General features: G+C 64.9%; 19 protein-coding genes. 8 read left to right on the top strand and 11 right to left on the bottom strand.

Annotated elements, in window-relative coordinates; all coding sequences use genetic code 11:
* Positions 1-212: 212 nt before the first annotated feature.
* The 7 genes from G3574_RS21150 to G3574_RS21120 all read right to left on the bottom strand — a co-directional run bounded on the left by G3574_RS21150 (position 213) and on the right by G3574_RS21120 (position 8,071).
* Positions 213-425 carry a hypothetical protein gene (locus tag G3574_RS21150; protein ID WP_163967536.1) on the bottom strand — a complete coding sequence of 71 codons (213 nt, stop codon included), beginning with the start codon at positions 423-425 and terminating at the stop codon, positions 213-215.
* Positions 426-700: 275 nt separating this feature from the next.
* Entirely contained in the window at positions 701-937 is a 237-nt protein-coding gene (locus G3574_RS21145; RefSeq protein WP_163967535.1) for a hypothetical protein, read from the bottom strand.
* A 115-nt stretch (positions 938-1,052) separates the two neighbouring features.
* Positions 1,053-1,385, bottom strand: coding sequence for a response regulator transcription factor (locus G3574_RS21140; protein ID WP_163967534.1), 333 nt, complete (start codon positions 1,383-1,385; stop codon positions 1,053-1,055).
* Positions 1,386-1,407: 22 nt separating this feature from the next.
* Positions 1,408-4,653: a PAS domain-containing hybrid sensor histidine kinase/response regulator gene (locus G3574_RS21135; RefSeq protein ID WP_163967533.1), complete on the bottom strand. Its 3,246-nt coding sequence runs from the start codon at positions 4,651-4,653 to the stop codon at positions 1,408-1,410.
* 145 nt (positions 4,654-4,798) lie between these two features.
* The gene (locus G3574_RS21130) at positions 4,799-5,806 is read right to left on the bottom strand and encodes a CAP domain-containing protein (RefSeq protein ID WP_163967532.1); all 1,008 of its coding nucleotides are present in this window, start codon (positions 5,804-5,806) and stop codon (positions 4,799-4,801) included.
* A gap of 169 nt (positions 5,807-5,975) precedes the next feature.
* Complete coding sequence (locus tag G3574_RS21125; RefSeq protein ID WP_163967531.1) at positions 5,976-7,397, bottom strand: sensor histidine kinase; 1,422 nt, start codon at positions 7,395-7,397, stop codon at positions 5,976-5,978.
* Positions 7,394-8,071 carry a response regulator gene (locus tag G3574_RS21120; RefSeq protein ID WP_163967530.1) on the bottom strand — a complete coding sequence of 226 codons (678 nt, stop codon included), beginning with the start codon at positions 8,069-8,071 and terminating at the stop codon, positions 7,394-7,396. The genes G3574_RS21125 and G3574_RS21120 overlap by 4 nt, the downstream gene beginning before the upstream one ends.
* Before the next feature lie 271 nt (positions 8,072-8,342).
* Here G3574_RS21120 and G3574_RS21115 point away from each other — a divergent pair, with 271 nt between their 5' ends.
* The 5 genes from G3574_RS21115 to G3574_RS21095 all read left to right on the top strand — a co-directional run bounded on the left by G3574_RS21115 (position 8,343) and on the right by G3574_RS21095 (position 14,618).
* Positions 8,343-9,302: a tripartite tricarboxylate transporter substrate binding protein gene (locus G3574_RS21115; RefSeq protein WP_163967590.1), complete on the top strand. Its 960-nt coding sequence runs from the start codon at positions 8,343-8,345 to the stop codon at positions 9,300-9,302.
* 40 nt (positions 9,303-9,342) lie between these two features.
* Positions 9,343-10,437 carry an ABC transporter substrate-binding protein gene (locus tag G3574_RS21110; protein WP_163967529.1) on the top strand — a complete coding sequence of 365 codons (1,095 nt, stop codon included), beginning with the start codon at positions 9,343-9,345 and terminating at the stop codon, positions 10,435-10,437.
* Between the two features lie 72 nt (positions 10,438-10,509).
* Positions 10,510-12,306: an ABC transporter permease gene (locus G3574_RS21105; protein ID WP_163967528.1), complete on the top strand. Its 1,797-nt coding sequence runs from the start codon at positions 10,510-10,512 to the stop codon at positions 12,304-12,306.
* Positions 12,307-12,323: 17 nt separating this feature from the next.
* Positions 12,324-13,457, top strand: a complete 1,134-nt coding sequence (locus tag G3574_RS21100; protein WP_163967527.1) for an ABC transporter ATP-binding protein — start codon at positions 12,324-12,326, stop codon at positions 13,455-13,457.
* A 135-nt stretch (positions 13,458-13,592) separates the two neighbouring features.
* Positions 13,593-14,618: an AbrB family transcriptional regulator gene (locus G3574_RS21095; RefSeq protein ID WP_163967526.1), complete on the top strand. Its 1,026-nt coding sequence runs from the start codon at positions 13,593-13,595 to the stop codon at positions 14,616-14,618.
* Positions 14,619-14,665: 47 nt separating this feature from the next.
* On the opposite strand, the gene G3574_RS21090 is transcribed toward G3574_RS21095, so the two are convergent.
* Complete coding sequence (locus G3574_RS21090) at positions 14,666-17,242, bottom strand: chemotaxis protein CheW (protein WP_163967525.1); 2,577 nt, start codon at positions 17,240-17,242, stop codon at positions 14,666-14,668.
* A gap of 84 nt (positions 17,243-17,326) precedes the next feature.
* Here G3574_RS21090 and G3574_RS28710 point away from each other — a divergent pair, with 84 nt between their 5' ends.
* On the top strand, positions 17,327-17,449 hold the full coding sequence (locus G3574_RS28710; RefSeq protein ID WP_268958903.1) for a hypothetical protein: 123 nt from the start codon (positions 17,327-17,329) through the stop codon (positions 17,447-17,449).
* Positions 17,450-17,715: 266 nt separating this feature from the next.
* Positions 17,716-18,474 (top strand): L-asparaginase, encoded by a 759-nt coding sequence (locus G3574_RS21085; protein WP_163967524.1) that lies wholly within the window; start codon positions 17,716-17,718, stop codon positions 18,472-18,474.
* Here the strand turns inward: G3574_RS21085 and G3574_RS21080 are convergent.
* The 3 genes from G3574_RS21080 to G3574_RS21070 form a co-directional block, all read right to left on the bottom strand.
* Positions 18,431-19,021, bottom strand: a complete 591-nt coding sequence (locus G3574_RS21080; RefSeq protein WP_163967523.1) for an MOSC domain-containing protein — start codon at positions 19,019-19,021, stop codon at positions 18,431-18,433. The genes G3574_RS21085 and G3574_RS21080 overlap by 44 nt on opposite strands.
* Positions 19,018-20,178 carry an MFS transporter gene (locus G3574_RS21075; RefSeq protein ID WP_163967522.1) on the bottom strand — a complete coding sequence of 387 codons (1,161 nt, stop codon included), beginning with the start codon at positions 20,176-20,178 and terminating at the stop codon, positions 19,018-19,020. Before G3574_RS21075 ends, G3574_RS21080 begins: the two co-directional genes overlap by 4 nt.
* A gap of 77 nt (positions 20,179-20,255) precedes the next feature.
* On the bottom strand, positions 20,256-21,245 hold the full coding sequence (locus tag G3574_RS21070; protein WP_163967521.1) for a D-2-hydroxyacid dehydrogenase family protein: 990 nt from the start codon (positions 21,243-21,245) through the stop codon (positions 20,256-20,258).
* A gap of 389 nt (positions 21,246-21,634) precedes the next feature.
* Here G3574_RS21070 and G3574_RS21065 point away from each other — a divergent pair, with 389 nt between their 5' ends.
* Entirely contained in the window at positions 21,635-23,491 is a 1,857-nt protein-coding gene (locus G3574_RS21065) for a phosphoenolpyruvate carboxykinase (GTP) (RefSeq protein WP_163967520.1), read from the top strand.
* Positions 23,492-23,626 lie beyond the last annotated feature (135 nt).

Genomic DNA, 23,626 nt, shown 5'->3' with positions numbered 1-23,626 from the left:
TTGTTCCAGCCTGGTGACGGGACGAAACACTCCGGATCGGACGACACCGCGCAGACAGCATTGACGGGATGGGAGGCGCCATGATGACCGCACTGATTTCCTTGCTGGGCGTATTGATCGTCGGCTCGGTGGCCGCAAGCTTCATCCTGGCGCTGATCAAGCTCGACAAGATCGACGAGATATCCTGACCCCGCCGACCCTATCCGCGTCGCTCAGACGCTGCTCGTGTTCTGCTCGAATTGCGCTTCCTGTTCGGCGGACAGCGCATGGACCAGGAAGACGCTGTCGCACCAGCGGGTTTCCGTGTGGCCGCAATGCGGACAGATGATTACCCCGGTGTCGGTACCGCCGCCGGCCTGTCCGGAAAACTCATTGACTTGGTAGGGACGGCCACACCGGGAACTTGAGCAACGCTGAAACTTCATGTCTTGCAGGACTCCACGCTTGGGAAAACGGAATACGACGCGCCGCGTATCGTATGAAATTTCCAACCCCGGAAAGTCCGTATTGATACGCATGGCGAAGGCGTCATTCTCCCATTGACGAAGCGCTATGCCTTGATTTTGATCAAGCGAAAATTTCCCTTTATTATCAATTACCTACAGGAAGTTTCCGCGAGTTTTCCACAGCATTGGCCACAGGAAATGTGAACAAGCCGTGACGAAGGCGCGAAGAAGCCGGCCCGCGCCGGCGAGGAGACTCAGCGGTAGCGCTCGTCAGGCGTGACGTTCGCCAGGATGCGGTGTGCCAGCGCCTTGGCTTCCTCCAGCGCTTCCTCGGGGCTGTCCGAGGCGGCTTCGACGGTGTGCTCGCGGTCCTCGCTGGCATCGCCATGGTCCCGGCTGATCAGGACCACGCCGCGATACTTTCCGCCCGCCAGTTCCTGGATGTCCGCCTGCGCCACCCAGTCCGCCTTGGTGTATCTGATTGCTGCCATGATTTCTCCTGCATGTCTTTGTGGCTAGGACTATGCGGAGGGCGACTTGTTCTCTCCCGCCTGAGAAATCGCGATGAAATGGCAGGCAAGCCGCATGCGCAGTTTCCCCGGCGGATCATGCAAGGGCAGACCCGCCCTGGAGCCGGGCGACCGCTTCCATCACCGTCCCGCGGTCGTTGGAGCCGGTCACCATCAGCACTTCCGCGCGCCAGCCGCTGGAGCGGATGGTCCTCAGCACGTCTATGCCGCTCATGTCGGGCAGCATGATGTCCAGGCAAACCAGCTTCGGCCTGAGCCGCTCCATGAGCTCGATGCCGACCCGGCCGCTGGCGGCTTCGCCCACGACGGTGTATTTGTTGGCGTGGAGAATGTGCCGCGGCATGAGGCGGCTGACGTCATTGTCATCGATGATCATGAAGGTCGGGCTTCCGGACGGCATGTTGGTCATCGTGGCGTGCTCCTGGGAGGATTCAGCGAACCTGGCGCGGCATGGCAACGATGGCGTCGATGGCATCGCACAAACGCGCCATGTGCGCGTCGAGCGCGTCCAGCTTGTTCATGAATGCGTCTGCCGGCGCGCCTGCCCGGATTTCCGCCTCGATCTGCCCGGCCAGCCGTTCGACCTGCAGCGCGCCAAGCAGGCCTGCCGCGCCCTTGAGCGAATGCGCGCGGCGCCCCGCATCCTCGCGGTCGCCGCGCAGCGCCTCGCGGATCGCCCGCGCGGCCGGCCGCTGGCCAAGGCTGAAGCGGCCCAGCATGTCGGCATAGAACTCCTCGCTGCCCATTGCGCGCTTCAGGCCGGCATGCATGTCGATGCCGTCGATGGCCGGCAAGGATGTCGTTTCCTCCGCCCGCGCTGGCACCGCCGCCATCGGCGTACGGCCCACTGGCGGGCCGCACCAGCGGGCGATCGAACGGTAGAGCTCGTCGGGGTTGACCGGCTTGGCGAGGTGGTCGTTCATGCCCGACGCAAGGCAGCGCTCGCGTTCCTCGACCATCGCGTGCGCCGTCATGGCAACGACCGGCAATTCGGCAAAGCGGCCGTCGGCGCGGATCAGGCGCGTGGCCTGGTGGCCGTCCATCTCGGGCATCTGCACATCCATGAATACCATGCCATACCGCCCGGGCCCGGCCTTGCGAAGCATGTCCAGGGCGATCCGGCCGTTTTCCGCGAGGTCGACCCGGATGCCTGCCGCGCGCATCATCTCGATGGCGATCTGCTGGTTGATCTCGTTGTCTTCCACCAGCAGGATGGATACGCCGCCGAAGCGGGACAGAGGCGGCGCCTGCTCGCGCTCTGCCTCGCCGGGCTGGCCGCGGAAACGGCTTGCCGCCACCCCGGCGCGATCGTCCCGGTCCGCCTCGCCAGCCGGCCTGGCAAGGCCGAACCATGCGGTGAAGCGCGCGGTCGTGCCGACCGCCGGCGTGCTTTCGATCCAGATCTGTCCGCCCATGAGGTTCACCAGGCGCTTCGCAATCGACAGGCCCAGTCCGGTGCCGCCATAGCGGCGCGTGGTCGACCCATCGGCCTGGCTGAAGGCGCGGAACAGCCTGGCGGTCTGCGCGGCGTTCATGCCGATGCCGGTGTCGCGCACGGTGAATTGCAGCTGGACCCTGCCGGCGTTGCCGCCGGTGGCGGCGCAGGAAACGTCCACCTCGCCGCGCTCGGTGAACTTGATGGCGTTGTTGACGAGGTTGACCAGGACCTGGCCCAGCCGCAGCGGATCGCCGACCAGCGCGCGCGGCATGTCCGGCGGGAACGCGCACCGGTATTCCAGGCCTTTTTCCTGCGCCTTCGCGCTGGTCAGGGTAGCCACGTTGGCGAACACGTCGTCGAGCTGGAACCCGACCTTTTCCATGTCGAGCTTGCCCGCCTCGATCTTGGAAAAGTCGAGGATGTCGTTGATGATGCCGAGAAGGGAGATGCCTGCCCCGCGAATCTTTTCGATGTAGTCGCGCTGCCTCGCATCCAGCGGGGTGCCCAGCGCGAGGTGGGTCATGCCGATGATGGCGTTCATCGGCGTGCGGATTTCGTGGCTCATGTTGGCCAGGAACACCGACTTGGCGCGCGTGGCGTCCTCGGCATGCCGCCGTGCCGTTTCGGATTCGCGCAATTCGTTCTGGATCTGCAGCGTTTCGAGGCGGATGCGCTCCGCGATGCTTTCGCGCAGGCTGTCTTCGAGCCGCTTGCGCTCGGTGATGTCGGTCATGAAGGACAGGGTGGCGGGCCGGCCTTCCCATTCAATCTGGACCGCGGCCAGCTGCACCCAGATGATGTTGCCGCTGCGCGGATTGACGACCCGGAACTGGTAGTACTGCTCGACCTGCTCGCCGCGCAGGCGGCGCATGTGGTGGTCGGTCACCAGCTGCCGGTCGTCGGCATGGATGGCAACGGTGAAGGGCTGGCTGGAGAGTTCTTCCTGGGCGTAGCCGGTGAGTTCCCACAGGCGCGGGTTGGCGAACACGATGCGCGCATCCTGCACGACGAAGATGCATTCCGTGACGTTGTTGACCACCTGGCGGTGGTGCTCTTCCGACTTGTTCAGGTCTTCCTCGAGCTGGCGGCGCTTGGTGATGTCCATCAGCACCCACACCGTGCCGCGCGACAGGTCGCTGGAATTGAGCGCATTCCCGGAGAGATAGGCCCAGAACGGCGCGCCATCCTTGCGCCGCATCTGGATCTCGTCCTCGAAGGCCTGGCCGGACGCCACCGCGGCGGCGACGCGGGCGCCGGTATCGAGGTAGGCCTCGCGCGACGGATAGAAGCGTTCCAGCGAGGTTTCGCCCGCGTCGGCGGCGTCGAGGCCGAATATCTCGTACATCGCGCGATTCGCCCAGATCAGCCTGCCCGCCGGGTCGAGCGATACCATGCCGACCACCGAGCTTTGCAGGATCGCTTCACGCTCCTGCAGGCTTTGCTTGAGCTTGTCTTCGAGGCGCTTGCGGCCGGTGACGTCGGTGATGAAGGCGAGCGAGGCTGGACGCCCCTCCCAGGCGATGCGCACCGCGCTCGACTCGACCCAGATCTCGACGCCATCCCGCCGCACCAGGCGAAACATGATGCGGCCGCTGGAATTGCCGCTGCCGGAAAGCCGTTTCCGGATCTGCGCCCTGACCGCCTCCGCGTCTTCCGGATGAATCACGGTGGTGAAGCCGATGCGCGCCAGTTCGGCCATGGCATAGCCCGAGAGGTTCACCGCGCGGGGGTTGCAGTACACGACCTGGTCGTCCTGCACCACCACGATCGCTTCGTTGACGTTCTCGACCACGTCCCGGTACATGTCCTTGGACCGGCGCAGCGCCACGTCCTGCGCGCTCTGCCGGCCTTCGATGTCGTTGAGGGTGATGAACGCACGGCGCGCGCCGCCGGCAAGCGCGAGCGGGCGGATGCGGACCTGGGCGCTGAACGCGGTGCCATCCCGGCGCCGCAGGCGCCAGGCCTCTTCTTCGCCGGCCGTGGCGGCGAAGATCCGCCGCAGGAAGGCGGGCATGTCGGGGGAGTCGTGCGGGGCAACCAGCGACCAGGGCTGGCCGTTCAGGAAAGAGGCCGGATAGCCGAGCATGGCGCAGAACGCCTGGTTGGCGCGGAGGAAGCGTCCCGCCTCGTCGAGGAAGCAGATGCCGTCGGCGGAAGCATCGAAGGCGGCCAGCAGCAATTCGGCGTCGCCGTTGCCGTTGCCATCGTCATCATGCGCCGAAGTCGATCGAGTGCCCAACCCGCCCCCTGGACGAATCCGGCAGGGGCACGGCGGCCCACTCGTGGCCTGTCATGCTTTCTCGCGCCCTCGCCGGAAATCTTGTCTTATCGAAACAAGATAACAGAGCGGGGACTGGCGTGCCAAGGCTTGTTGCGGGCGATGCCTACTGTGTCGTGAACGACCAGTTGCGCGTGACCGACGTTCCATCGACGATGCCGCGGAACTGCACGTCATAGGTCGTCCCGGCCGCCAGGCGGTCGAGCGGAATGATCGCCGCGGCCGAGGTGGGCGTGTGGACATCGACCGTCTGGCCGGACACCTGCGAATTGGCGACGCCAACCAGCAGCTGGGCCGGCAAGGCGCTGCCGCCGCGCGGACTGACGGTGAAGCTGGTCACGCGCACCGAACCGGTGATGTTGGCATGCACGCTGATCGGATAGCCGACCTCGTTGCGCGAGGCGACGGGGTCGGGCGATTCATTGTCGCTGAAGAAGTTGAGCGGCACGCGCTGCTGGCCGTTGAACGGATAGGTCACGACGGTGCCGGAGGCCAGTCCGCCGTTCAGGCCGATGGTGGCGAAGTTGGTGGTGAAATAGGTCAGCCCGTTGTTGACGGTGGCGGCGCCCGAACCGGCCTGCTTGAACATCGGCTCGAAGATCAGGAAGCGGTGGTAGATGGCGGCGATGAGGTCTTCCGCGGCTTTCACGCCCGAGGTGTCGGAGGTGCTGGAGATCACTTCGCCATACGCGTAGTTGTCGCTCGGGAGGGTGAAGCCGGCGGCGACCAGGCGGTCGTTGACATAGCGTCCGGTGAAAGCGGGCAGGCCGGGCGTCTGCTCGTGCGTGATGACGTTGTTGACCTTCTGGTAGTTGGAATGCCCGAGGGCGGCGGAGTCGATCTTGGCATTGCGGCTGAAAGCCGCGAGGCCAAGCTGCTGGCGGCGGAAGTTAAACCAGTTGTATCCGTCGGTGGCGGTATCGCCGGTCAGGGCGGGTGCGCCGGCTTCGGTCGTCGCCGTGGTCGCCGGCGTCGTCTGCGATGCCGCGGCGGCATTGCTTGCGCTGCTGTCAGTGGTTGAACTGGCGGTGCCGTTGCCGCCGCCGCCGCATGCCGCCAGCAGCAAGGTGGCAAGCAGCATCGGCATGGCATGTCGTCCGATATGCACGATCATGAAGGGTCCTGTTGTCTCGATAATAAGTTGCTGTGCATAAAGTAGCAGCAAAGTTTCATTTAGATGCGGGCTTTCACAATCGGTTGCAAGATGCCGTGACGAATATGTGACAAAGCGTGGCAAGCATCGCCGGGTTTGTCAAACATCAATTTCGCTTCCGGCGTTTGTGTCACGCACCATGCCGCGAGGTCGAAAAAGACACTTCCGCGAGCAGGCCGCTGCCCTGCGGACGGCCGCGCAGCGTCACCCGCGCCTGGTGCAGCGCCGCAATGTCGCGCACGATCGTCAAGCCGAGGCCGGTCCCCTCCGCATTCGCGGAATGGGCGGTCGACGTGCGGTAGAACGGGGCAAACACGCGTTCCCTTTCATCGGGCGGCACCCCTGGCCCGGAGTCCTCGACCTCGATGCGCGGGGGGTCGTCATGCGCGCGCAGGGTCACCTGCCCGCCGGCGGGCGTATAGCGGATGGCGTTGTCCACGAGGTTGGCCACCATCTCATGCAGCAGCAGGCCATTGCCCAGGACACTAGGGTTGGCTTCGCCCTCGAACGACAGGTCGATGTCCTTGGCGACCGCCTGCTGCGCGAGTTCCAGTCCGACGTGGCGCAGCAGGTCGCCCAGCGCGCAGTCTTCCTGCTGCGCTTCCATGGAACCATGGCCGGCGCGCGCCAGCGTCAGCAGCCGGTTGGCGAGATGGACGGTGGCATCGGTGGTGCGTGCCATGCCTTCCACGATGTCGCGCAGGGCGCGCGGATCGTTCTCGCGCAGGGCCAGTTCGGCCTGGGTCTTGAGCACGGTCAGCGGCGTGCGCAGCTGGTGCGAGGCGTCGGCGATGAAGCGGCGCTGGCCGGTGATCAGGCGGTCCAGCCTGCCCATATAACCGTTCATTGCCGCCACGAGCGGCCGCACTTCCTTGTGCACATGCGACGGGTCGAAGTCGGACAGGTCGGTGGGCTCGCGCACTTCCACGTCGGCCTTGAGCTGCATGAGGGGACGCAGCACGATGCTGACCGCAATCCAGGCCAGCAGCGCCGCCGCCGCCACCAGCAAGGCCTGGCGCGACAGCGTCTCGACCAGGATCTTGCGCGACAGGTCGCGCCGCGCCTCCTGCGATTCGCCGACCTGGATGAGCGCGATGCCGCGCATGGTGTCGTCGTATACCGGCTGGTACAGCGCGGCGATGCGCACCGCCTCGCCGTGGTAGGTGGCGGGATAGAAGTAGACCAGGGCAGGGTAGGCTTCCGAACGCTTGACGCCGCGCGGCAGGGGAGGCAGGTCATCGAAGCCGGCGACCATCTCGCCGTCCAGTCCGGTGACCTTGTAGTAAAGGCGGCCGAGGGTATCGGTCTCGAAGCTGTCGAGCGCCACGTAGGGCACGTCGGCGGCGACCTTGCCGTTGACGATGGTGACGCGTTCGGCGAGGGCGCGGGTCGATGCCAGCAGTGAACGGTCATAGGCCTGGTCGGCCGCTTCCAGCGCGTTCTGGTAGACGGAAATCGCATCGAGCGCCACCAGGATGGCCAGCGGAATCAGCAGCCAGCGCAGCAGCTGGCCGCGCAGGCTGCCGAGCTTCCTTTCCGGCGAGGATGTCATTTCGCCACTTCCAGCAGGTAGCCCAGGCCGCGCAGGGTGGTGATGGCGACGCGTCCGGACTCCAGCCGTTCGAGCTTCTTGCGCAGGCGGTGCACGTAGATCTCGATGGCATCGCGGTTGGCGTCGTCCTCCAGGGCGAACACCTCGTCGAACAGCTTTTCCTTGGACACCGCGCGCCCGGCGCGGTTGATCAGCGCTTCCAGCACCGAATGCTCGCGCGGCGTCAGCGCCAGTGGCTCGCCGCCGTAGGTGAACATGCGCGACACCGTGTCGAAGGAGAGGGCGCCGCAGCTCAGGACGAGGTTTTCATTGCCCTGGGTGCGCCGCAGCAAAGCCTTGACCCTGGCTTCCAGTTCGGCGAGCTCGAAGGGCTTGGCGAGGTAGTCGTCGGCGCCGAGGTTGAGCCCCTGGACCCGGTCGTTCAGCCCGCCGCGGGCGGTCAGCACCAGCACCGGCGTCTTGCTGCCGCGGGCGCGCATGCGCCTGAGCACGTCCAGGCCATCCATCCTGGGCAGGCTCAGGTCGAGGATCACGAGGGCGTATTCCTGGGTATGCAGCAGGGCGTCCGCATCGGCCCCGTCCATGGCGCACTCCACCGTCAGCCGGGCATCCTGCAGGGCCTTGGCCACCAGGCGGGAAAGTTCGGCGTGGTCTTCCACCAGCAGGATGCGCATGTCGGTCGTCTCTTTGTCGTCTATGAAAGCGGTTGCATTACACGGTTCGTGTCCCGTATACAGGATAAGGCAGCTTGCCCCGGCAGGCCACGTCTTGCCCAACAGTTATTCGTTGCTTCGTTCATTGCGGCGGCCGCACAACGCGCCCTGGACCGGAAATTGGCCGCGTGCCGATTGAAAGCCAATTGAAAGAACGGCTGGTTAGGATCGACGCCATAACGAAAATTCCGGAACAAGGATCGTGAGAGAGACGTTCATCCGTTGCCTGCTGATGGTGTTATGGGCGGCCGCCAGCCTGGCTGGCGCGAACGCGTTCGCCGCCCAGGCGGATGCCGCCACCGAATGCATCGTTCCCTCCAAGCCGGGCGGCGGTTTCGACCTTACCTGCAAGCTGGTGCGCAAGGGCATGGCCGTCATCGAGCCGGCCGCCGCTTCCATGCACCTGAGCTATTTGCCCGGGGGCATAGGCGCGGTCGCCTGGAACATGGTCATCTCGCAACGGCGCGCCGGCCCAAACACCGTGGTCGCCTTTTCCGGCGGTTCGCTGATGAACATGGCACTGGGAAAGTTTGGCAGGTTCACGACGGATGACGTGCGCTGGGTCGCGGGCATCGGCACCGACTACGGCATGATCGCGGTGCGCCGCGACTCTCCCTACAAGACCCTGCGCGAGCTGGTCGAGGCGATCCGGAAAGATCCGTCGACGCTGCCGGTCGGCGGGGGAGGCACCATCGGCAGCCAGGACTGGATCAAGATGGGGCTGCTGGCCAAGGCGGTCGGCGGCGATCCGCGCAAGCTGCGGTTCGTTGCCTTCGAAGGCGGCGGCGAAGCCTTCACCGCCCTGATGGCGGGACATGTGCAGGTGGTTTCCGGCGATGCCTCCGAAGCGGTGCTGCATCTCGCCAGCGGCGACATCCGGGTGCTGGCGGTCCTGGCGGACGCCCGACTGCCGGGGGTGTTGCAGGACGTGCCGACGGCGCGCGAGCAGGGTTTCGACCTGTCCTGGCCGATCATCCGGGGCGTGTACATGGGCCCCGACGTCAGCGACGCGGACTACCAGGCCTGGGTCAGGCGCTTCGACCGCATGATGTCCACGCCGGCCTTCGACCGCCTGCGCGCGGAACATGGCTTGTATCCCTTCGCCATGACCGGCGCGGCATTTACCGGGTATGTGAAGAAAACCGTTGAACAGGCAGGCAAGCAGGCCCGCGATCTCGGGCTGTTACGTTGAGTTTCAAAACCGATTCAATTCCAACAACAAGGAGTGACTTATGTTTTCGAGGAAAATGATTGCAACCGCCTTCGTACTGGCCTTTGGCGCCTCCCAGGCGGCGATGGCCCAGGTTCCCGCAGGCTATCCGGCAGACTATGCCAAGATCGTCGACGCTGCCAAGAAGGAAGGCAAGGTGGTGATCTATTCCGCTACCGATACCAAGGCCGCCGAATCGCTGGTGAAGGACTTCAATGCGATGTACCCCGACGTCAAGGTCGAGTACAACGACATGAACTCCACCGAGATCTACAACCGCTTCATCTCCGAAGTGGCGGCCGGCGGCGCGACCGCCGACGTCCTCTGGTCGTCCGCCATGGACCTGCAGGTGAAGCTGGTCAACGACGGCTACGGCCTGCAGTACAAGTCGGCCGAATCGGGCGCGCTGCCAGCCTGGGCGTCGTTCAAGGACACGGCCTACGGCACGACCTTCGAGCCCGCGGTCTTCGTCTACAACAAGCGCCAGGTCACCGGCGACGAGATTCCCCAGACCCATGCGGACCTGGCGAAGCTGCTGACGACCAAGGCCGACAAGTTCAAGGACAAGGTCATCACCTATGACATCGAGAAGTCCGGCGTGGGCTTCATGTTCATCACCCAGGACCTGAAGGCCAACGACCATTTCTGGGACCTGGCGAAGGCGCTGGGCTCGGTCGCGGTGCGCGTGCAATCCTCCACCGGCACCATGCTCGAGCGCGTCTCCTCGGGCGAGAACCTGCTGGGCTATAACATCCTCGGCTCCTATGCGCTGGTGCGCGCCAAGAAGGACCCCAACCTCGGTGTCGTGATTCCCAAGGATTACACCCTGGTGCTGTCCCGCGTGCAGTTCATCAGCAAGTCGTCCAAGCATCCCAATGCCGCGAAGCTGTGGATCGACTACATGCTGTCCAAGCGCGGCCAGACCGCGGTTGCGAACGACGCCAAGCTGTATGCCATCCGCTCGGACGTGACCGGCGAAACCACGTCGGCCGAGCTGACCAAGGAAATCGGCAAGGGCCTCAAGCCGCTGGCAGTCAATGCCGACCTGCTGCAATACCTGGACCAGGGCAAGCGCCTCGGCTTCATGAAGCAGTGGAAAGAATCGATGAAGAAGTAATCCCCTTCGTGCCCGGCTGGCGAGCTTCATGACGGCAGCCGGGCACGTCTTTTTGCACCGACCGAGACTTCCATGCAAACCATTTCCCTCCCGCAGACGGCCGAGGCCGAACGCAAGCCCTGGCGGCGCCGGCTGAACTGGCCGCGCGGCATCGTCGTGACGCTCACCGCGATCGCGATCTTCCTGCCCCTGCTGCTGATCTTTTACCAGAGCTTCCTGTCCGCGCCTTTCTTTATGCCGATGAAGGAATTCGGCCTGGATTCGTACAGCTTCATCTTCGACGATCCGGACTTCCGCCAGGCCTTCATCAACGGCTTCGCGCTGGCCACGGGACTGACCGTCATCGCCGTGCCGCTCGGGGCGATGCTCGCGTTCCTGATGGTGCGCACCGACCTGCCGGGCCGGAAATGGATCAGCCCGCTGCTGCTGGTGCCAATCTTCGTGTCGCCGATGGTGATGGCCTTCGGCTACGTGGTGTCCATGGGTCCGGTCGGTTTCTACACCTTGTGGGTCAAGCAGCTCATCGGCGTGCAGCCCTGGAACATCTACTCTTTCGTTTCCATCGTCATCATTGCCGGCCTGACGCACGTGCCGCACGTCTACCTGTACTCGTCCTCCGCGCTCAAGAGCCTGGGATCGGACGTCGAGGAAGCCGCGCGCGTATCCGGGGCATCGCCGTTTCAGGTGGCGCTCAACGTGTCCCTGCCGATGATCATGCCGGCGCTGGCGTATGCCGGAGTGCTGGTGTTCTTCCTCGGCTTCGAAGTGTTCGGCCTGGTGCTGGTGCTGGGCGATCCGGAAGGCCACCTGGTGCTGGCCACCTACCTGTACAAGCTGACGAACAAGCTGGGCACGCCGTCGTATCACCTGATGGCGGCGGTGGCTGTCTGCCTGGTGGCGGTCACGATGCCGCTGGTGATGCTGCAGCGCTGGCTGCTCAAGTCGGCCAACAAATACGTGTCCATCAAGGGCAAGGGCGCGCGCCAGAAGGCGCTGCCCCTGGGCAAATGGAAGTGGGTGGCGTTCGGCTTCATCGCCGCATGGCTGATCTTTACCATCTTCATCCCTCTCTCCGGCATCGCGCTGCGCTCCGTCGTGTCCTACTGGGGTGAAGGCGTGAAGCTGTCCGAAGCGTTGACGATCCAGCATTTCCGCGACATCTTCGACCAGCCGTCGCTGGTTCGCGGCATCGTCAACACCGTCCTGATCGGCGTGATCGGCGGCGGCGTGGCAGTGATCTGCTATTCGGCGATCGCGCTCGCCGGACATCGCAAGCCCGACGGCATCACCCGCTTCCTGGACTACAGCGTGCTGGTGCCGCGCGCGGTGCCCGGCCTGCTGGCAGGCCTGTCCTTCCTCTGGGTGTTCCTCTTCGTTCCCGCCACGCTCGACAGCGCATTGAAGTGGTTCGACAACGACATCGCGAACTGGCTCTCGGAGAACTTCATTCCGCAGCTGCGCGCACTGCGCTCGACGATCTTCTCGGTGTGGCTGGCCTACTCGGTGGTGTGGATGGCTTACGGCCTGCGCCTGATCTCGACCTCGCTGTTGCAGGTCGGACCGGAACTCGAGGAAGCGGCACGGGCGGTCGGCGCCAGCCGCGGCCAGGTCACGCGCGACGTCACCCTGCCGCTGGTGAAGTTCGGCATGATGGGCGCCTGGCTGATGGTGTTCCTGATCTTCGAACGCGAATATTCGACCGGCGTGTACCTGCTTTCTCCCGGCACCGAGGTGATCGGCGCCATGCTGGTCTCGATGTGGGCATCCGGAGCGGTCGACCTGGTGGCCGCGCTGTCCTTCATCAACATCACCCTGGTCGCGATCGGCCTGGGCATCGCGCTGCGCTTCGGCATCAAGCTGCACGACTAACTCATACGGAAAAAGACATGTCCAACGTCATTGCAAAAGAAACCGTCCAGGCTGCCGCGGCGCCTGGCGTCGCGCGCGGCGCGGTGCTCTCGGTCGACGACCTTTATCTCGACTATGGCAGCGGGGCCTCGGCAAACGCCATCCTGAAGGGCGTTTCCATGAACCTGCAGAAGGGCGAAGTGGTCTCCCTGCTCGGTCCGTCGGGCAGCGGCAAGACGACCCTGCTGCGCGCGGTGGCCGGCCTGGAAAGCCCGAAGGCGGGCACGATACGCATCGGCGAACGCGCGGTGTTCGACGGCGCCCGCAACATGGAGCTGCCGGCGGAAGAACGCAACCTCGGCCTGGTGTTCCAGTCGTATGCGCTGTGGCCACACAAGACGGTGTTCGACAACGTCGCCTACGGCCTGAAGCTGCGCAAGATGAGCAGCAGCGAGATCAGCGACCGCGTGAAGAAGGTCCTGCCCCAGCTCGGCCTCGGCCATCTGGCCGATCGTTTCCCGCACCAGCTTTCGGGCGGACAGCAGCAGCGCGTCGCCATCGCCCGCGCGCTGGTGTACAACCCGCCGGTCATCCTGCTCGACGAGCCGCTGTCCAACCTCGACGCCAAGCTGCGCGAGGAAGCCCGCGCCTTCCTGCGCGAACTGATCATCCGCCTCGGCCTGTCGGCGCTGATGGTGACGCACGACCAGACCGAAGCGATGGCGATCTCCGACCGCATCCTGCTACTCAACAACGGCAAGATCGAACAGCAGGGCTCGCCGGAACAGATGTACGCCACGCCGGACACCCTGTTCACCGCCGAGTTCATGGGCAGCAACAACCGCCTGCCGGCCAAGGTCCTGCAACGCAATGGTTCCCGCGTGACCCTGCAGATCAACGACTCGACGGTGCACGGCACAGCGCGCGGCGCGGGCCTCGGCACCGAGCCGGCGACCATGATCCGGCTGGAGCAGGTCAGGGTGTCGGGCACGCAGACCGAGAATGCGATCAAGCTGCCGCTGGTCACCTGCATGTACCTGGGCGACCGCTGGGAATGCCTGTTCCATCCGCATGGCGCGAACGACATCAGCGTTCGCGCCTACAGCTCGCGCCGGCTCGAACCCGGCGAATACTGGCTGGAATTGCCGGAAGACAGCCTCTGGGTGTTCTGACGAATGTCCAGGAAGGCGCCGGACGGGGGACCGTCCGGCGCCTTCCCGCATCTTCCGCCTGCCGCATCCTGCCGCTCAGGCCATCTCAGGCTATCCTTGCGGTTTGCCTGCCTGCCGTTTCCTGCCACTGCACCGATGGTTCCCTTTCTCAATGCCCTGCTGCTCGGGTTTCTCGCTGCCCAGCTGTGCGCCTTCCTGAATACGCCGCTTCCCTGGATGATCGGCCCCCTGTTTACCACTGCGATCTTCCGCATGGCGGGGGTGGACCTGCGCGCGCCTGTGGCGGTGCGCGAATCGGGGCAATGGGTGATCGGCACGGCGCTCGGCCTGTATTTCACGCCAGTCGTGCTGAAGGTGCTGGCGAGCTACTTGGGGTTCATCCTGGCCGGCGTGGTCTTCGCGCTCACCCTCGGCACCTTCTGCGGCTGGCTGCTGCACAAGCTTTCGGGCGTCGACCGTACCACCACGTTCTTCGCGATGGCGGTCGGCGGCGCGTCGGAGATGGCCACGCAAAGCGAACGCCATGGCGCGCGGGTGGACCGGGTGGCTGCCGCGCATAGCTTGCGGATCATGATGGTCGTGGCCATCATTCCCTTCTGCTTCAAGTTTGCCAACCTGCACGGACAGGATGTGTTCGTGCCCGGGGCGAAGGTGGTGGATACGATGGGCCTCATCGTCCTGATCGGCGCCACCAGCGTCTTCGCCCTCTTCCTCAAGCGGATGCGCTGGCCGAACGCCTGGGTGATCGGCCCGCTCGCGGTCACGATCGGATTGACGGCATCGGAAGTCAACCTGTCTGCCTTGCCGGAATGGATGGTGCATTTCGGCCAGCTCTTCATCGGCATCTCGCTCGGCACGCGCTTCTCGCCCGAGTTCCTGCATACCGCGCCGCGCTACCTCGCCAGCGTGGCGCTCACCAGCAGCGTGGCGATGGCGATCGCCGCGCTCTTCGGCATCGGTCTCTCCATGGCCAGCGGCATCCATCCGGCCACCGCGGTGCTCGCCACCGCGCCGGGCGGCATCGCCGAGATGAGCCTGACCGCCAAGACCCTGCAGCTCGGCGTGCCCATCGTCACCGCCTTCCATGTGACCCGCATGGCGGCGCTGGTACTGACCATCGGGCCGATCTTCCGCTTTACACAGCGACTGATCCGGGCTTGATCCGGATCCGATGCCCGGCGAAGCCGGATGGCCGCGCCGGCAAGGCGTCACGCCGCCGCGCCCGCCTGATCCATCGCGCCTGTCGCCGGAAGGACGGTGGGCAGGCTCGGGTCCAGCAGGCAGGCGAAAAGCTGGGGAATGTCGATGGCCTGCAGCAGCAGGGCGCCGTCGTTCGCCTTGATCACTTCCTTCACCAGCAAGCCCTCGGCATTGGTTGAGAAGGGCGTGGGAACGATCTGCTCGCTGGTGAATTCCGGCACGCCATGCAATTCATCCACCAGCAGGCCAGCGCAGCGATTGCCGTGCCGGACGACGATGACATGGCTGCCGTCGTCGGTCGCGGCCGGCGTGCCGCGCATGAGATAGGCCAGGTCGAACACCCAGACGAAACGCTTTTCCTCGCCTTCGCGCTCCAGCGCGAGCACGCCGACGCGTTCGCGGCGGCCGCCCATCGACACGGGCGACACGTCGGCCGCGGGCAAGGCTTCGACCACGGTTTGCGCGGGGATGGCGAACAGCGAGCCGTCGAGGAAGAAGGTGGCGAATTCCTCGCCGCCGCCGAGCATGCCATTGTCGATGTGGTACTCGGGACGCGAGAAGCCGCTGCTGCGTTCCCGCACTTCGCCGAATGCGGTGAAGACCACGGCGATCACGTCTTCCCGATAGCCGTCCGTTACCTTGAATTCGCGATAGCCGTGGTTGACCGTGCAGCCCATGATGGCGTAGTGGCCGTCATGGATCACGATGCGGGACAGGCTCTTGCCGTTGGCGAGCTTGCGCATGCCGTCGTCCAGCGCCAGCGTGGAACCGACGGGACGCGTGGGATCGGTGCTGGCGATCACGCGGCCCTTGCGGTCCACGAAGAGCGCGGTCGCCGCCGGCTTTTCGGCCAGCGCGCCGCGCAGCATCGCACCGAATTCCGGCGCTGCGTCGAACACGATGCCGATGCCGCCCACGATGGAGGAGGGCGTGTCCGGATCGCGGATCGCGGCATGGTAAACGTAGGTCGGCCGGTCGCCGTACAGGCCGGTGGCGGCGAACGGGGTGACGTGGTAATCCTGTTCGGTGCGCAGGGCGCGCACGCTCGCGAGGGTTTCCGCATCGATGCTCCTGCCTGCCAGGGCATCGTTGCCGCCGTCGCGGTCGCTGCAGGCAAGGATGCGGCCTTCGGCATCGTAGACGAAGATGCGGGTGTACACGGTGTAGAGACGGTTGATGTACGCCAGGATGCCGCCGAGCTGCTCAAGGGTCTCGTGGTCGAGATTGTCGCCGGCGAGCGCATGCCGCAGTTCCGGCGTCAGCGCCCACCAGCGGCAGTCGTCGGAACGTTCGTAGAGGTTGCGGTCGAGCAGGTCGACGAGGAGATGCGACACGAATTCCGCGGCGCGCAGGCTCGATGCCAGCACGGTTTCATAGAGGTCACGGATGGACTGGGAAAACACCTCGTTGCTGCGGGCGCCGGTTTCGCTGATCTGCTCGAGAATGGTCTTGAGCTTGAGCAGCTCGCCCCGCTTGCCGGCGGTCATGACCTGGCCATTCCACACGACGCGGCGGATGGTGTCCGCCGCGGTCATGATCTCGAAAAGGGGCGGGCAGAAGTTACGGGCATGCGACAGCAGGCCGTCGGCGATATCGACGTCGAGCGATCCGAGGGCATTGCGGCCCATGCCATGGAAGGCGACGTCGACCGGCACCATGACCTGGCCCTGCCAGCCGGGCGGCCCCATGTAGCCCTGGTAGCCTTCCGCGCTGAAGGTGCGCACCAGGTACTCGCGCCCGCCGTAGATCATGAGGCGGGGGCTGGCATCGCGGTTGACCGGAACTGTGGCGCCAATCGGTATCCAGAGCTGATCGGCGCTGGCGATCACGCGGTTGCCGCCGTCGAGCAGCAGCATGTTGACGCGTTCGTCGGCGTCGCGGTGCGAGCGGAAGATGCCGGCCATTTCTTCCTCGAAGTGGAAGCAGAGGCAAAGCACGCCGACCACCGCGCCGGTTTCGGGATGCAGCATGCGGCGCGAGTAGATCAGCGCGGCGTCGCGGCCGGGGCGCAGATCGCTGGCACGGAAGGTTTCGACGTAGTTTTCGCAGGCCAGGGTCTGCGCGATGAGCGGGTCGGTGCTGCCTTCGACCGGCGACGACTCGTCGATCTGCACCAGCACGTTGCCCTGGGTGTCGAGCAGCATGATCTCGTCGTACACGGTGTACTTGCTGCGATAGGCGCGCAGGCGGGCGCGGACGGCCCCGGCGTCGTCATGGAAGCCGGCGACGAAGCTGCACAGCTCGCGGTCGGTGGCGAGGAAGCCGACATCGGCGGTGCGTTCATACAGGTTGCGCACGACGATGTCGATCACGTACTGAGCCTTCGTGCCGATCTCTTCCAGCACATTGCCCACCTTTTCGCGAACGAGGCTGTTGACGAGTTCCTGTTCCAGGCGGTTGAAGCCGGCGCGGGTTGCGGCCATGGTAGGCAGGATGGTCTTGGCTTCGACCGGGCAGTTCATCTTCGCGGACGCTTCGATCATGCGCCACATGAGGTTGAGTTCGCGCAGCGATTGCTCGCAGCGCACGACGTCGCGCATGTAGGGGAGGAAGGTGTCGATGGGAAGGGGTACAGTGGTATCCATGGCGCGCTCTTTGTTGGGGTCTTCGAAAAGGATGTCTTCGCTGCAGCGCAACATGCTTGCAAGTTACGGGCCAGGGTTTTCCCCATGGCAATTCCACTCAATGCACCATCCGAGGGATTGAAGGCAACCTTGCTGGTGCAGGAAAGACGGGAAACCGAGGCGCCGCTGGCTTCCGGCAGGGAACAATTGCTTGCGGTGTTTGTCTGAATGAGCAACAGGGAGCGTCACTGCGCCACATCGCGCGCAAGCCGACACCAGGGCTTCCGCCACAGAAAAACACGCTGCGCATCAGCAGGAAAACCCGCTGCCCGTTCCGCTTCGATGGACAGGCACTTTCCTGTTCATTCGCTGTTCCAATCATTGACTGCCCATGGCGCCGCACGCCTGCCGTGCGGGAATGGGCTCGAATGGTATAGAGTTGAAGACATGCCGGCCAGGCAAAGGCCGGCAGTCCCGTTTTGAATGCTGAATTCATGAAAACTGTCGCACCCGGCACCGTCATCTTCCATCGCCATCGCGGTTATGGCGTCATCACCTCGGTCAACCTGTTGACCGGATGGGTGGCGGTGCGCTTTGGCGACGAGGTCCGCACGCTGGACCTCAACCTGTCGCATGACGAACTGCAGCACGCCGACGGCGAGCCGATCCGGTTCCGGCGCGATCCGCCCGACCGCATGCCGCACGCGCGGCTGATGGCCATGCTGCGCGAACTGCACCGCGCCGGATACCAGCGGCTCTACCTGTACAGCTGGCCGAAACCGTCCGGCATTCATTGGCGCTGGCACCTGTTCACCGGCCAGCGCAACTGGATGGACCGCTCGTGGCGCGAAGGCTGGTATGGCTCGGGGGCGGATTACAACTTCAATCCCGTCATGGGATGGGGCGACAAGCCCGGTGCGACGACGCAGGAACTGGCCAGCTCGCTCGCCCAGTTCGATCCGCAGGGACTGGCCCAGGCATTGCGCCGCGACGAAGACCATACCGCCTGGTTCGATGCGATATGCGAGGTCCTGCTGCCGAACTATGCTTACACGCTGGGCTGGGACCTGCGCGATGGTCCGGTGCCGGAGCATCTGCCGGTCATTCCGGTGCGCCGCAACGTGCCGGCCTATTCCGGCCCGCCGCTGCCCTGGCCGCCGGGCTGGAGCAAGATGTGGACCGGCGGGCAGGCACTGGTCCGCACCAGCTTCAAAACAAGTCCCTCTGGCGCCCCTTACGACGCTGTTCGCTGAGCTGGGCGATCGAGGTCTGGCGCGGCCCCGGTTCGAGCCGGACCGGGTCGTCCGCCCGCAGCTCCCCTTCCTGGATCACCCTGAGGTAAAACCCGGTGAATCCCGACTGCAGCATCAACTTCGAGGCATGCGAAAACCCCATCCGCGCATTGAACTTGAAGCAGGGCTGGCGCGGTTCGGTCACCTGCAGGATCACGCTGCCTGCATGCAGCCTGTCGCCGACCCAGGTTTCCGTCTCGAGCAGGCCGGCCAGGGTCAGGTTTTCTCCCATCGTGCCCGGAGGCAGGACCTCTTCCTGCTTGAAGACGTCCGCGCGCCGGTCCTGCCAGAACGGATAATGTTCGGAAGGATAGGCATACACCGCCTTCACCAATCCGCCGTGCACCGTCAGGTCAGCCTGTTCGTCGCCGTCGAGGCCGAGCCGGCGCACCTGCACCGGGCCGTCGACGGCATGCTTGCGGATGCCGCTGACGATGCGGCGCATGCGTTCAGACTGCGGCACGAACAGCTCGGCCGCACGACCGACGTTGACGCTGAGGATCTTCATGCCGCCTCCGCCGTGCGCCTGCCAGCCATGGCCGCGGCTGCCTGCGATACCAGGATCGCCGCGCCCATCGGCAGGGCGCCGAACCAGGACAGGTTCTCCGTGCCTTGCGAGGACACGATCAGGCCGCCGATGAACGCGCCCATCGCCTGCCCCAGGTAAATCGCCGACGAGTTCATCGCCACCGAGGCCGACGCCAGGCGCGGCGCCATGCCGACCAGCCTGGCTTGCTGCGAGCCGTTGACGGCGAAGCAGCCCAGTCCCCAGACCAGGGTGAGCAGGGCGGTCAGCGGCAGCGAGCCGCGGCTGATCGGCCAGGACAGGATCGCGATGAACATGCAGCCCATGGCGGCGCAGCCGACGCGCACCGGGCCGGCCTTGTCCATGAGGCGCGCGCCGAACACGTTGCCGATCACGCCGGTGACGCCGAAGCACAGGAACATCAGGCTGATGATGGTAGGCGTGGCGCCAATCGAATCCTTGAGCACCAGCGCCATGTAGGAAAACATGGTGAACATGCCCAATGCCTGGATGGCGGTGACGGAAATCGCCAGCAGCAGCGGCGCGTCCGAAAACAGGGCGCCCCACGCCGCGCGGTCGATCGGCGCGATAAACAGCTTGGAAGGAATCTGGCGCCAGACGGCGAATGCCGAGACCAGCGAGAGCAGGCCGACGAGCGCCATCGTGGGACGCCAGCCGAGATGCGCGCCGAGATAGGCGCCGAGGGGCGTGCCGAGCACCGCGGCGATCGACCAGCCGAGGAAGACGAAGCCGATCGCCTTGCCGCGCACTTCCGGCGCCACCATCAACCCGGCCGTTGCCGCGGCCTGGGCGGTGAAGAGCGCCGCGCCGATCGCAGTCACGACCCGCGCGAGCAGCAGCAGCTGGTAACCGGGCGCGAGCGCCGAGACGAAATGCATGGCGGCGTACAGCAGGAGCGACGCCACCAGCAGCTTGCGACGCTCGATGGCGCTGGTGAGGCTGGCGAGGAACGGTCCGCCGACGCAGATCGTCATGGCGAAGGCGGAAATGATGAAGCCGATGGAGGCGGGCGGCACGGACAGGTCCGCGCTCAGCTCGTTGAGCATGCCGGGCACGATCATGACGCCCGCGCCGATCGCGAAATTGCCGAGGGTGAGGGACCAGAGTTTGGGTTGCATGAGGGGTCTTCGCTGGAATGACCCGTCGATGTTACGCGCAAACGCGCCAGCCCGCTGACCGCCTCCCGGCCTCGCCGTCAGGCCTCCAGGGAGGCGGGATTGAGCACGTTTTTCGGCGTGCCGGCGGCGAAGTCGACGATGTTCTGGAAGGCCGCCCGGAAATACAACTCGTAGCTGTCCTTCTCGACGTAGCCGAGATGGGGCGTGGCAAGCACATTGGCGTAGCGCAACATCGGCGAATCGGCGGGCAGGGGTTCGGTTTCGAAGACGTCGAGCGCGGCGAAGCCGGGGCGTCCCTGGCGCAGGGCGGCTTCGAGCGCGCCTTCCGCCACGAGTTCGGCGCGCGAGGTGTTGACGAACAGCGCGCCATGCTTCATGCGGCCAAGGTCGTCGGCGGTCACGATGCCGCGCGTGGCATCGTTGAGGCGGAGATGCAGCGACAGCACGTCGGCCTCGCTGAAAAACGCTTCGCGCGACGCGGCGGCGGCGTAGCCATCCTTGACCGCGGCCTCGCGGCTGGGCTCGCGGCCCCACACCATGACGCGCATGCCGAACGCACGGCCATAGCCGGCGACCAGGCGGCCGATCCGGCCATATCCCCAGATGGCCAGCGTGCGGCCCTTGAGCACGTGGCCGAGCGTGTTGAGCTCCGGGGTGACGGACGCGGTCTGCCACAAGCCGTCGCGCAGGTTGGCGGCGTATTGCGGAATCTTGCGGGCGGCGGCCATGACCAGCGCCCAGGTCAGCTCGGCCGGCGCGGTCGGATCGCCGACGCCTTCGACGATGGCGATCTTCTGGCGGGTCGCCGCCTCGACGTCGACGTGGCCGCTGAGCTTGCCGGTCTGCGAGATCAGCTTCAGGTTGGGCAGCCGGGCGAGCAGGGCGGCGGACAGGGCGGTGCGCTCGCGGATAAGGACAAGGGCGTCGAAGTCCGCCAGCCGTATCGCCAGCTGGCCTATACCTTTTGCACTATTTGTAAAAATTTTCACGTCATGGCCGTCAAGCAACTTGAAGCAATCGAGGTGGCGCACGGCGTCCTGGTAGTCGTCGAGGATGGCAATTTTCATGTGGTTTTGGCAGTCCTGTGATATTTCCGTAATAAATCGACGGGTATTAACGGCTCGTAAAATGCCCTACTACATAACTCAACAATTCTTCCTACAAATTTGTCTCAAATCATTGAGCGCAGTGGCAACGGCGTGTAGAATCGGCCCCTACTTCTCGCTGGATCCGCTCCGGATCGCGAGCCCACCAGCCTGACATTATTCCATTTTTCAGGCTGCGCAGCCGGTGGTAGAGCTCTTGCTTAAGTCAGGCATGCATGCTCCCCAGGCCGCTTCGACAAGACCGCCGTACCGCTAGAGAAACGACAACTTTAGCCGAGCCACAAGCTGACGACGATCCTGCCGTGCCGGGACAAGACCGAATTCTTTATTGGCATTGGAGGTAGTTCTCTATGAATCAGCCCGTCATGGGTGGCGTTGCTCCGGTCAACGCTCCGTCTTACGTTAAACACCAGAAACTGGTCAGCTGGGTTGCCGAGATCGCGGCCCTCACCAAGCCCGATCGCATCTATTGGTGCGACGGCTCCCAGGAAGAATACGACCGGCTTTGCGCCGAGATGGTCGCCGCCGGCACCATGAAGAAGCTGAACGACGCCAAGCGCCCGAACAGCTACCTGGCCTGCTCCGATCCGTCCGATGTCGCGCGCGTGGAAGACCGTACCTTCATCTGCTCGGAAAAGCAGGCAGACGCCGGCCCGACGAACAACTGGATGGCCCCGGGCGAGATGCGCTCCACCCTGAACGCGCTGTTCGACGGCTGCATGCGCGGCCGCACCATGTACGTGGTGCCGTTCTCCATGGGCCCGCTCGGCTCGCCGATCGCCCACATCGGGGTCGAACTCTCCGATTCCCCGTACGTCGCCGTCAACATGCGCATCATGACCCGCATGGGCAAGGGCGTGTACGAGGTGCTCGGCGCCAGCGGCGACTTCGTGCCCTGCGTCCATTCCGTCGGCAAGCCGCTGGCCAAGGGCGAGCAGGATGTGCCCTGGCCCTGCAATCCGACCAAGTACATCGTGCATTACCCCGAAACCCGGGAAATCTGGTCCTTCGGTTCCGGCTACGGCGGCAACGCGCTGCTGGGCAAGAAATGCTTCGCGCTGCGCATCGCCTCCACCATGGGCCGCGACCAGGGCTGGCTGGCCGAGCACATGCTGATCCTGGGCGTCGAGTCGCCGGAAGGCAAGAAGCACTACGTCGCGGCAGCCTTCCCGTCGGCCTGCGGCAAGACCAACTTCGCCATGATGATCCCGCCGGTCGCCTTCAAGGGCTGGAAGATCACCACCATCGGCGACGACATCGCCTGGATCAAGCCGGGCAAGGATGGCCGCCTGTACGCCATCAACCCGGAAGCCGGTTATTTCGGCGTCGCCCCGGGCACGAACACCGCCACCAACTCAAACTGCATGGCGTCGCTGACCGCCAACACCATCTTCACCAACGTCGGCCTGACCGATGACGGCGACGTCTGGTGGGAAGGCATGACGAAGGAAGCGCCCGCTCACCTGATCGACTGGCAGGGCAAGGACTGGACGCCGCAGATCGCCAAGGAAACTGGCCGCAAGGCAGCCCATCCGAACGCCCGCTTCACCGTGCCGGCCACCCAGAACCCGGTTCTCGACCCGTCCTGGGACGATCCGGCCGGCGTGCCGATCTCGGCCTTCATCTTCGGCGGCCGCCGTTCGACCACGGTGCCGCTGGTGACCGAGGCGCGCGACTGGATCGAAGGCGTCTACATGGCCGCGACCATGGGCTCCGAAACCACCGCCGCGGCCGCGGGCCAGATGGGCGTGGTGCGCCGCGACCCCTTCGCCATGCTGCCGTTCGCCGGCTACAACATGAGCGATTACTTCCAGCACTGGCTGAACATGGGCTCGAAGATCGCATCCGCCGGCGGCGACCAACCGAGGATCTACTGCGTCAACTGGTTCCGTACCGACGAGAATGGCAAGTTCGTCTGGCCCGGCTTCGGCGACAACATGCGCGTGCTGAAATGGATGCTCGACCGCATCGAAGGCAAGGCCAACGGCGAGGAGCATGTCTTTGGAGTCAGCCCGACCTTCCAGGACCTGACCTGGGACGGCCTGGAATTCACCGAAGAGCAGTTCATGCAGATCACCTCGATCGACCGCCAGGCATGGCTGTCGGAAATCGACCTGCACACCGAATTGTTCGACAAGCTCAAGCACAACCTGCCGGACGAGCTGGAATCCACCAAGGCCAAGCTGCAGGACAGGCTGGCTTCCTGAGAACTTCGTAAGCAGTTGTTACCCGTCCAGACGGGCAAGCCTTGAAAAGCGCGGCACATACCATGCCGCGCTTTTTGTTTTTTGGACCACGTCCACTAAGGTGCGGCCTGCCACGGTTGCATCCGTGCCCGGTCG

It is taken from the genome of Noviherbaspirillum galbum (genome assembly GCF_010974945.1).
Taxonomy (GTDB): domain Bacteria; phylum Pseudomonadota; class Gammaproteobacteria; order Burkholderiales; family Burkholderiaceae_D; genus Noviherbaspirillum; species Noviherbaspirillum galbum.
The sequence above is the reverse complement of the archived record's forward strand: the minus strand, read 5'-3'. Positions and strand labels throughout refer to the sequence as shown.

What these genes read in the sequence shown, in the direction of transcription:
- G3574_RS21150 (WP_163967536.1), bottom strand. Translation starts at nt 425, where the DNA reads ATGAAGTTTCAGCGTTGCTCAAGTTCCCGGTGTGGCCGTCCCTACCAA.
- G3574_RS21145 (WP_163967535.1), bottom strand. Translation starts at nt 937, where the DNA reads ATGGCAGCAATCAGATACACCAAGGCGGACTGGGTGGCGCAGGCGGAC.
- G3574_RS21140 (WP_163967534.1), bottom strand. Translation starts at nt 1,385, where the DNA reads ATGACCAACATGCCGTCCGGAAGCCCGACCTTCATGATCATCGATGAC.
- G3574_RS21130 (WP_163967532.1), bottom strand. Translation starts at nt 5,806, where the DNA reads ATGATCGTGCATATCGGACGACATGCCATGCCGATGCTGCTTGCCACC.
- G3574_RS21125 (WP_163967531.1), bottom strand. Translation starts at nt 7,397, where the DNA reads ATGACATCCTCGCCGGAAAGGAAGCTCGGCAGCCTGCGCGGCCAGCTG.
- G3574_RS21120 (WP_163967530.1), bottom strand. Translation starts at nt 8,071, where the DNA reads ATGCGCATCCTGCTGGTGGAAGACCACGCCGAACTTTCCCGCCTGGTG.
- G3574_RS21115 (WP_163967590.1), top strand. Translation starts at nt 8,343, where the DNA reads ATGGTGTTATGGGCGGCCGCCAGCCTGGCTGGCGCGAACGCGTTCGCC.
- G3574_RS21110 (WP_163967529.1), top strand. Translation starts at nt 9,343, where the DNA reads ATGTTTTCGAGGAAAATGATTGCAACCGCCTTCGTACTGGCCTTTGGC.
- G3574_RS21105 (WP_163967528.1), top strand. Translation starts at nt 10,510, where the DNA reads ATGCAAACCATTTCCCTCCCGCAGACGGCCGAGGCCGAACGCAAGCCC.
- G3574_RS21100 (WP_163967527.1), top strand. Translation starts at nt 12,324, where the DNA reads ATGTCCAACGTCATTGCAAAAGAAACCGTCCAGGCTGCCGCGGCGCCT.
- G3574_RS21095 (WP_163967526.1), top strand. Translation starts at nt 13,593, where the DNA reads ATGGTTCCCTTTCTCAATGCCCTGCTGCTCGGGTTTCTCGCTGCCCAG.
- G3574_RS21090 (WP_163967525.1), bottom strand. Translation starts at nt 17,242, where the DNA reads ATGGATACCACTGTACCCCTTCCCATCGACACCTTCCTCCCCTACATG.
- G3574_RS28710 (WP_268958903.1), top strand. Translation starts at nt 17,327, where the DNA reads ATGGCAATTCCACTCAATGCACCATCCGAGGGATTGAAGGCAACCTTG.
- G3574_RS21085 (WP_163967524.1), top strand. Translation starts at nt 17,716, where the DNA reads ATGAAAACTGTCGCACCCGGCACCGTCATCTTCCATCGCCATCGCGGT.
- G3574_RS21080 (WP_163967523.1), bottom strand. Translation starts at nt 19,021, where the DNA reads ATGAAGATCCTCAGCGTCAACGTCGGTCGTGCGGCCGAGCTGTTCGTG.
- G3574_RS21075 (WP_163967522.1), bottom strand. Translation starts at nt 20,178, where the DNA reads ATGCAACCCAAACTCTGGTCCCTCACCCTCGGCAATTTCGCGATCGGC.
- G3574_RS21070 (WP_163967521.1), bottom strand. Translation starts at nt 21,245, where the DNA reads ATGAAAATTGCCATCCTCGACGACTACCAGGACGCCGTGCGCCACCTC.
- G3574_RS21065 (WP_163967520.1), top strand. Translation starts at nt 21,635, where the DNA reads ATGAATCAGCCCGTCATGGGTGGCGTTGCTCCGGTCAACGCTCCGTCT.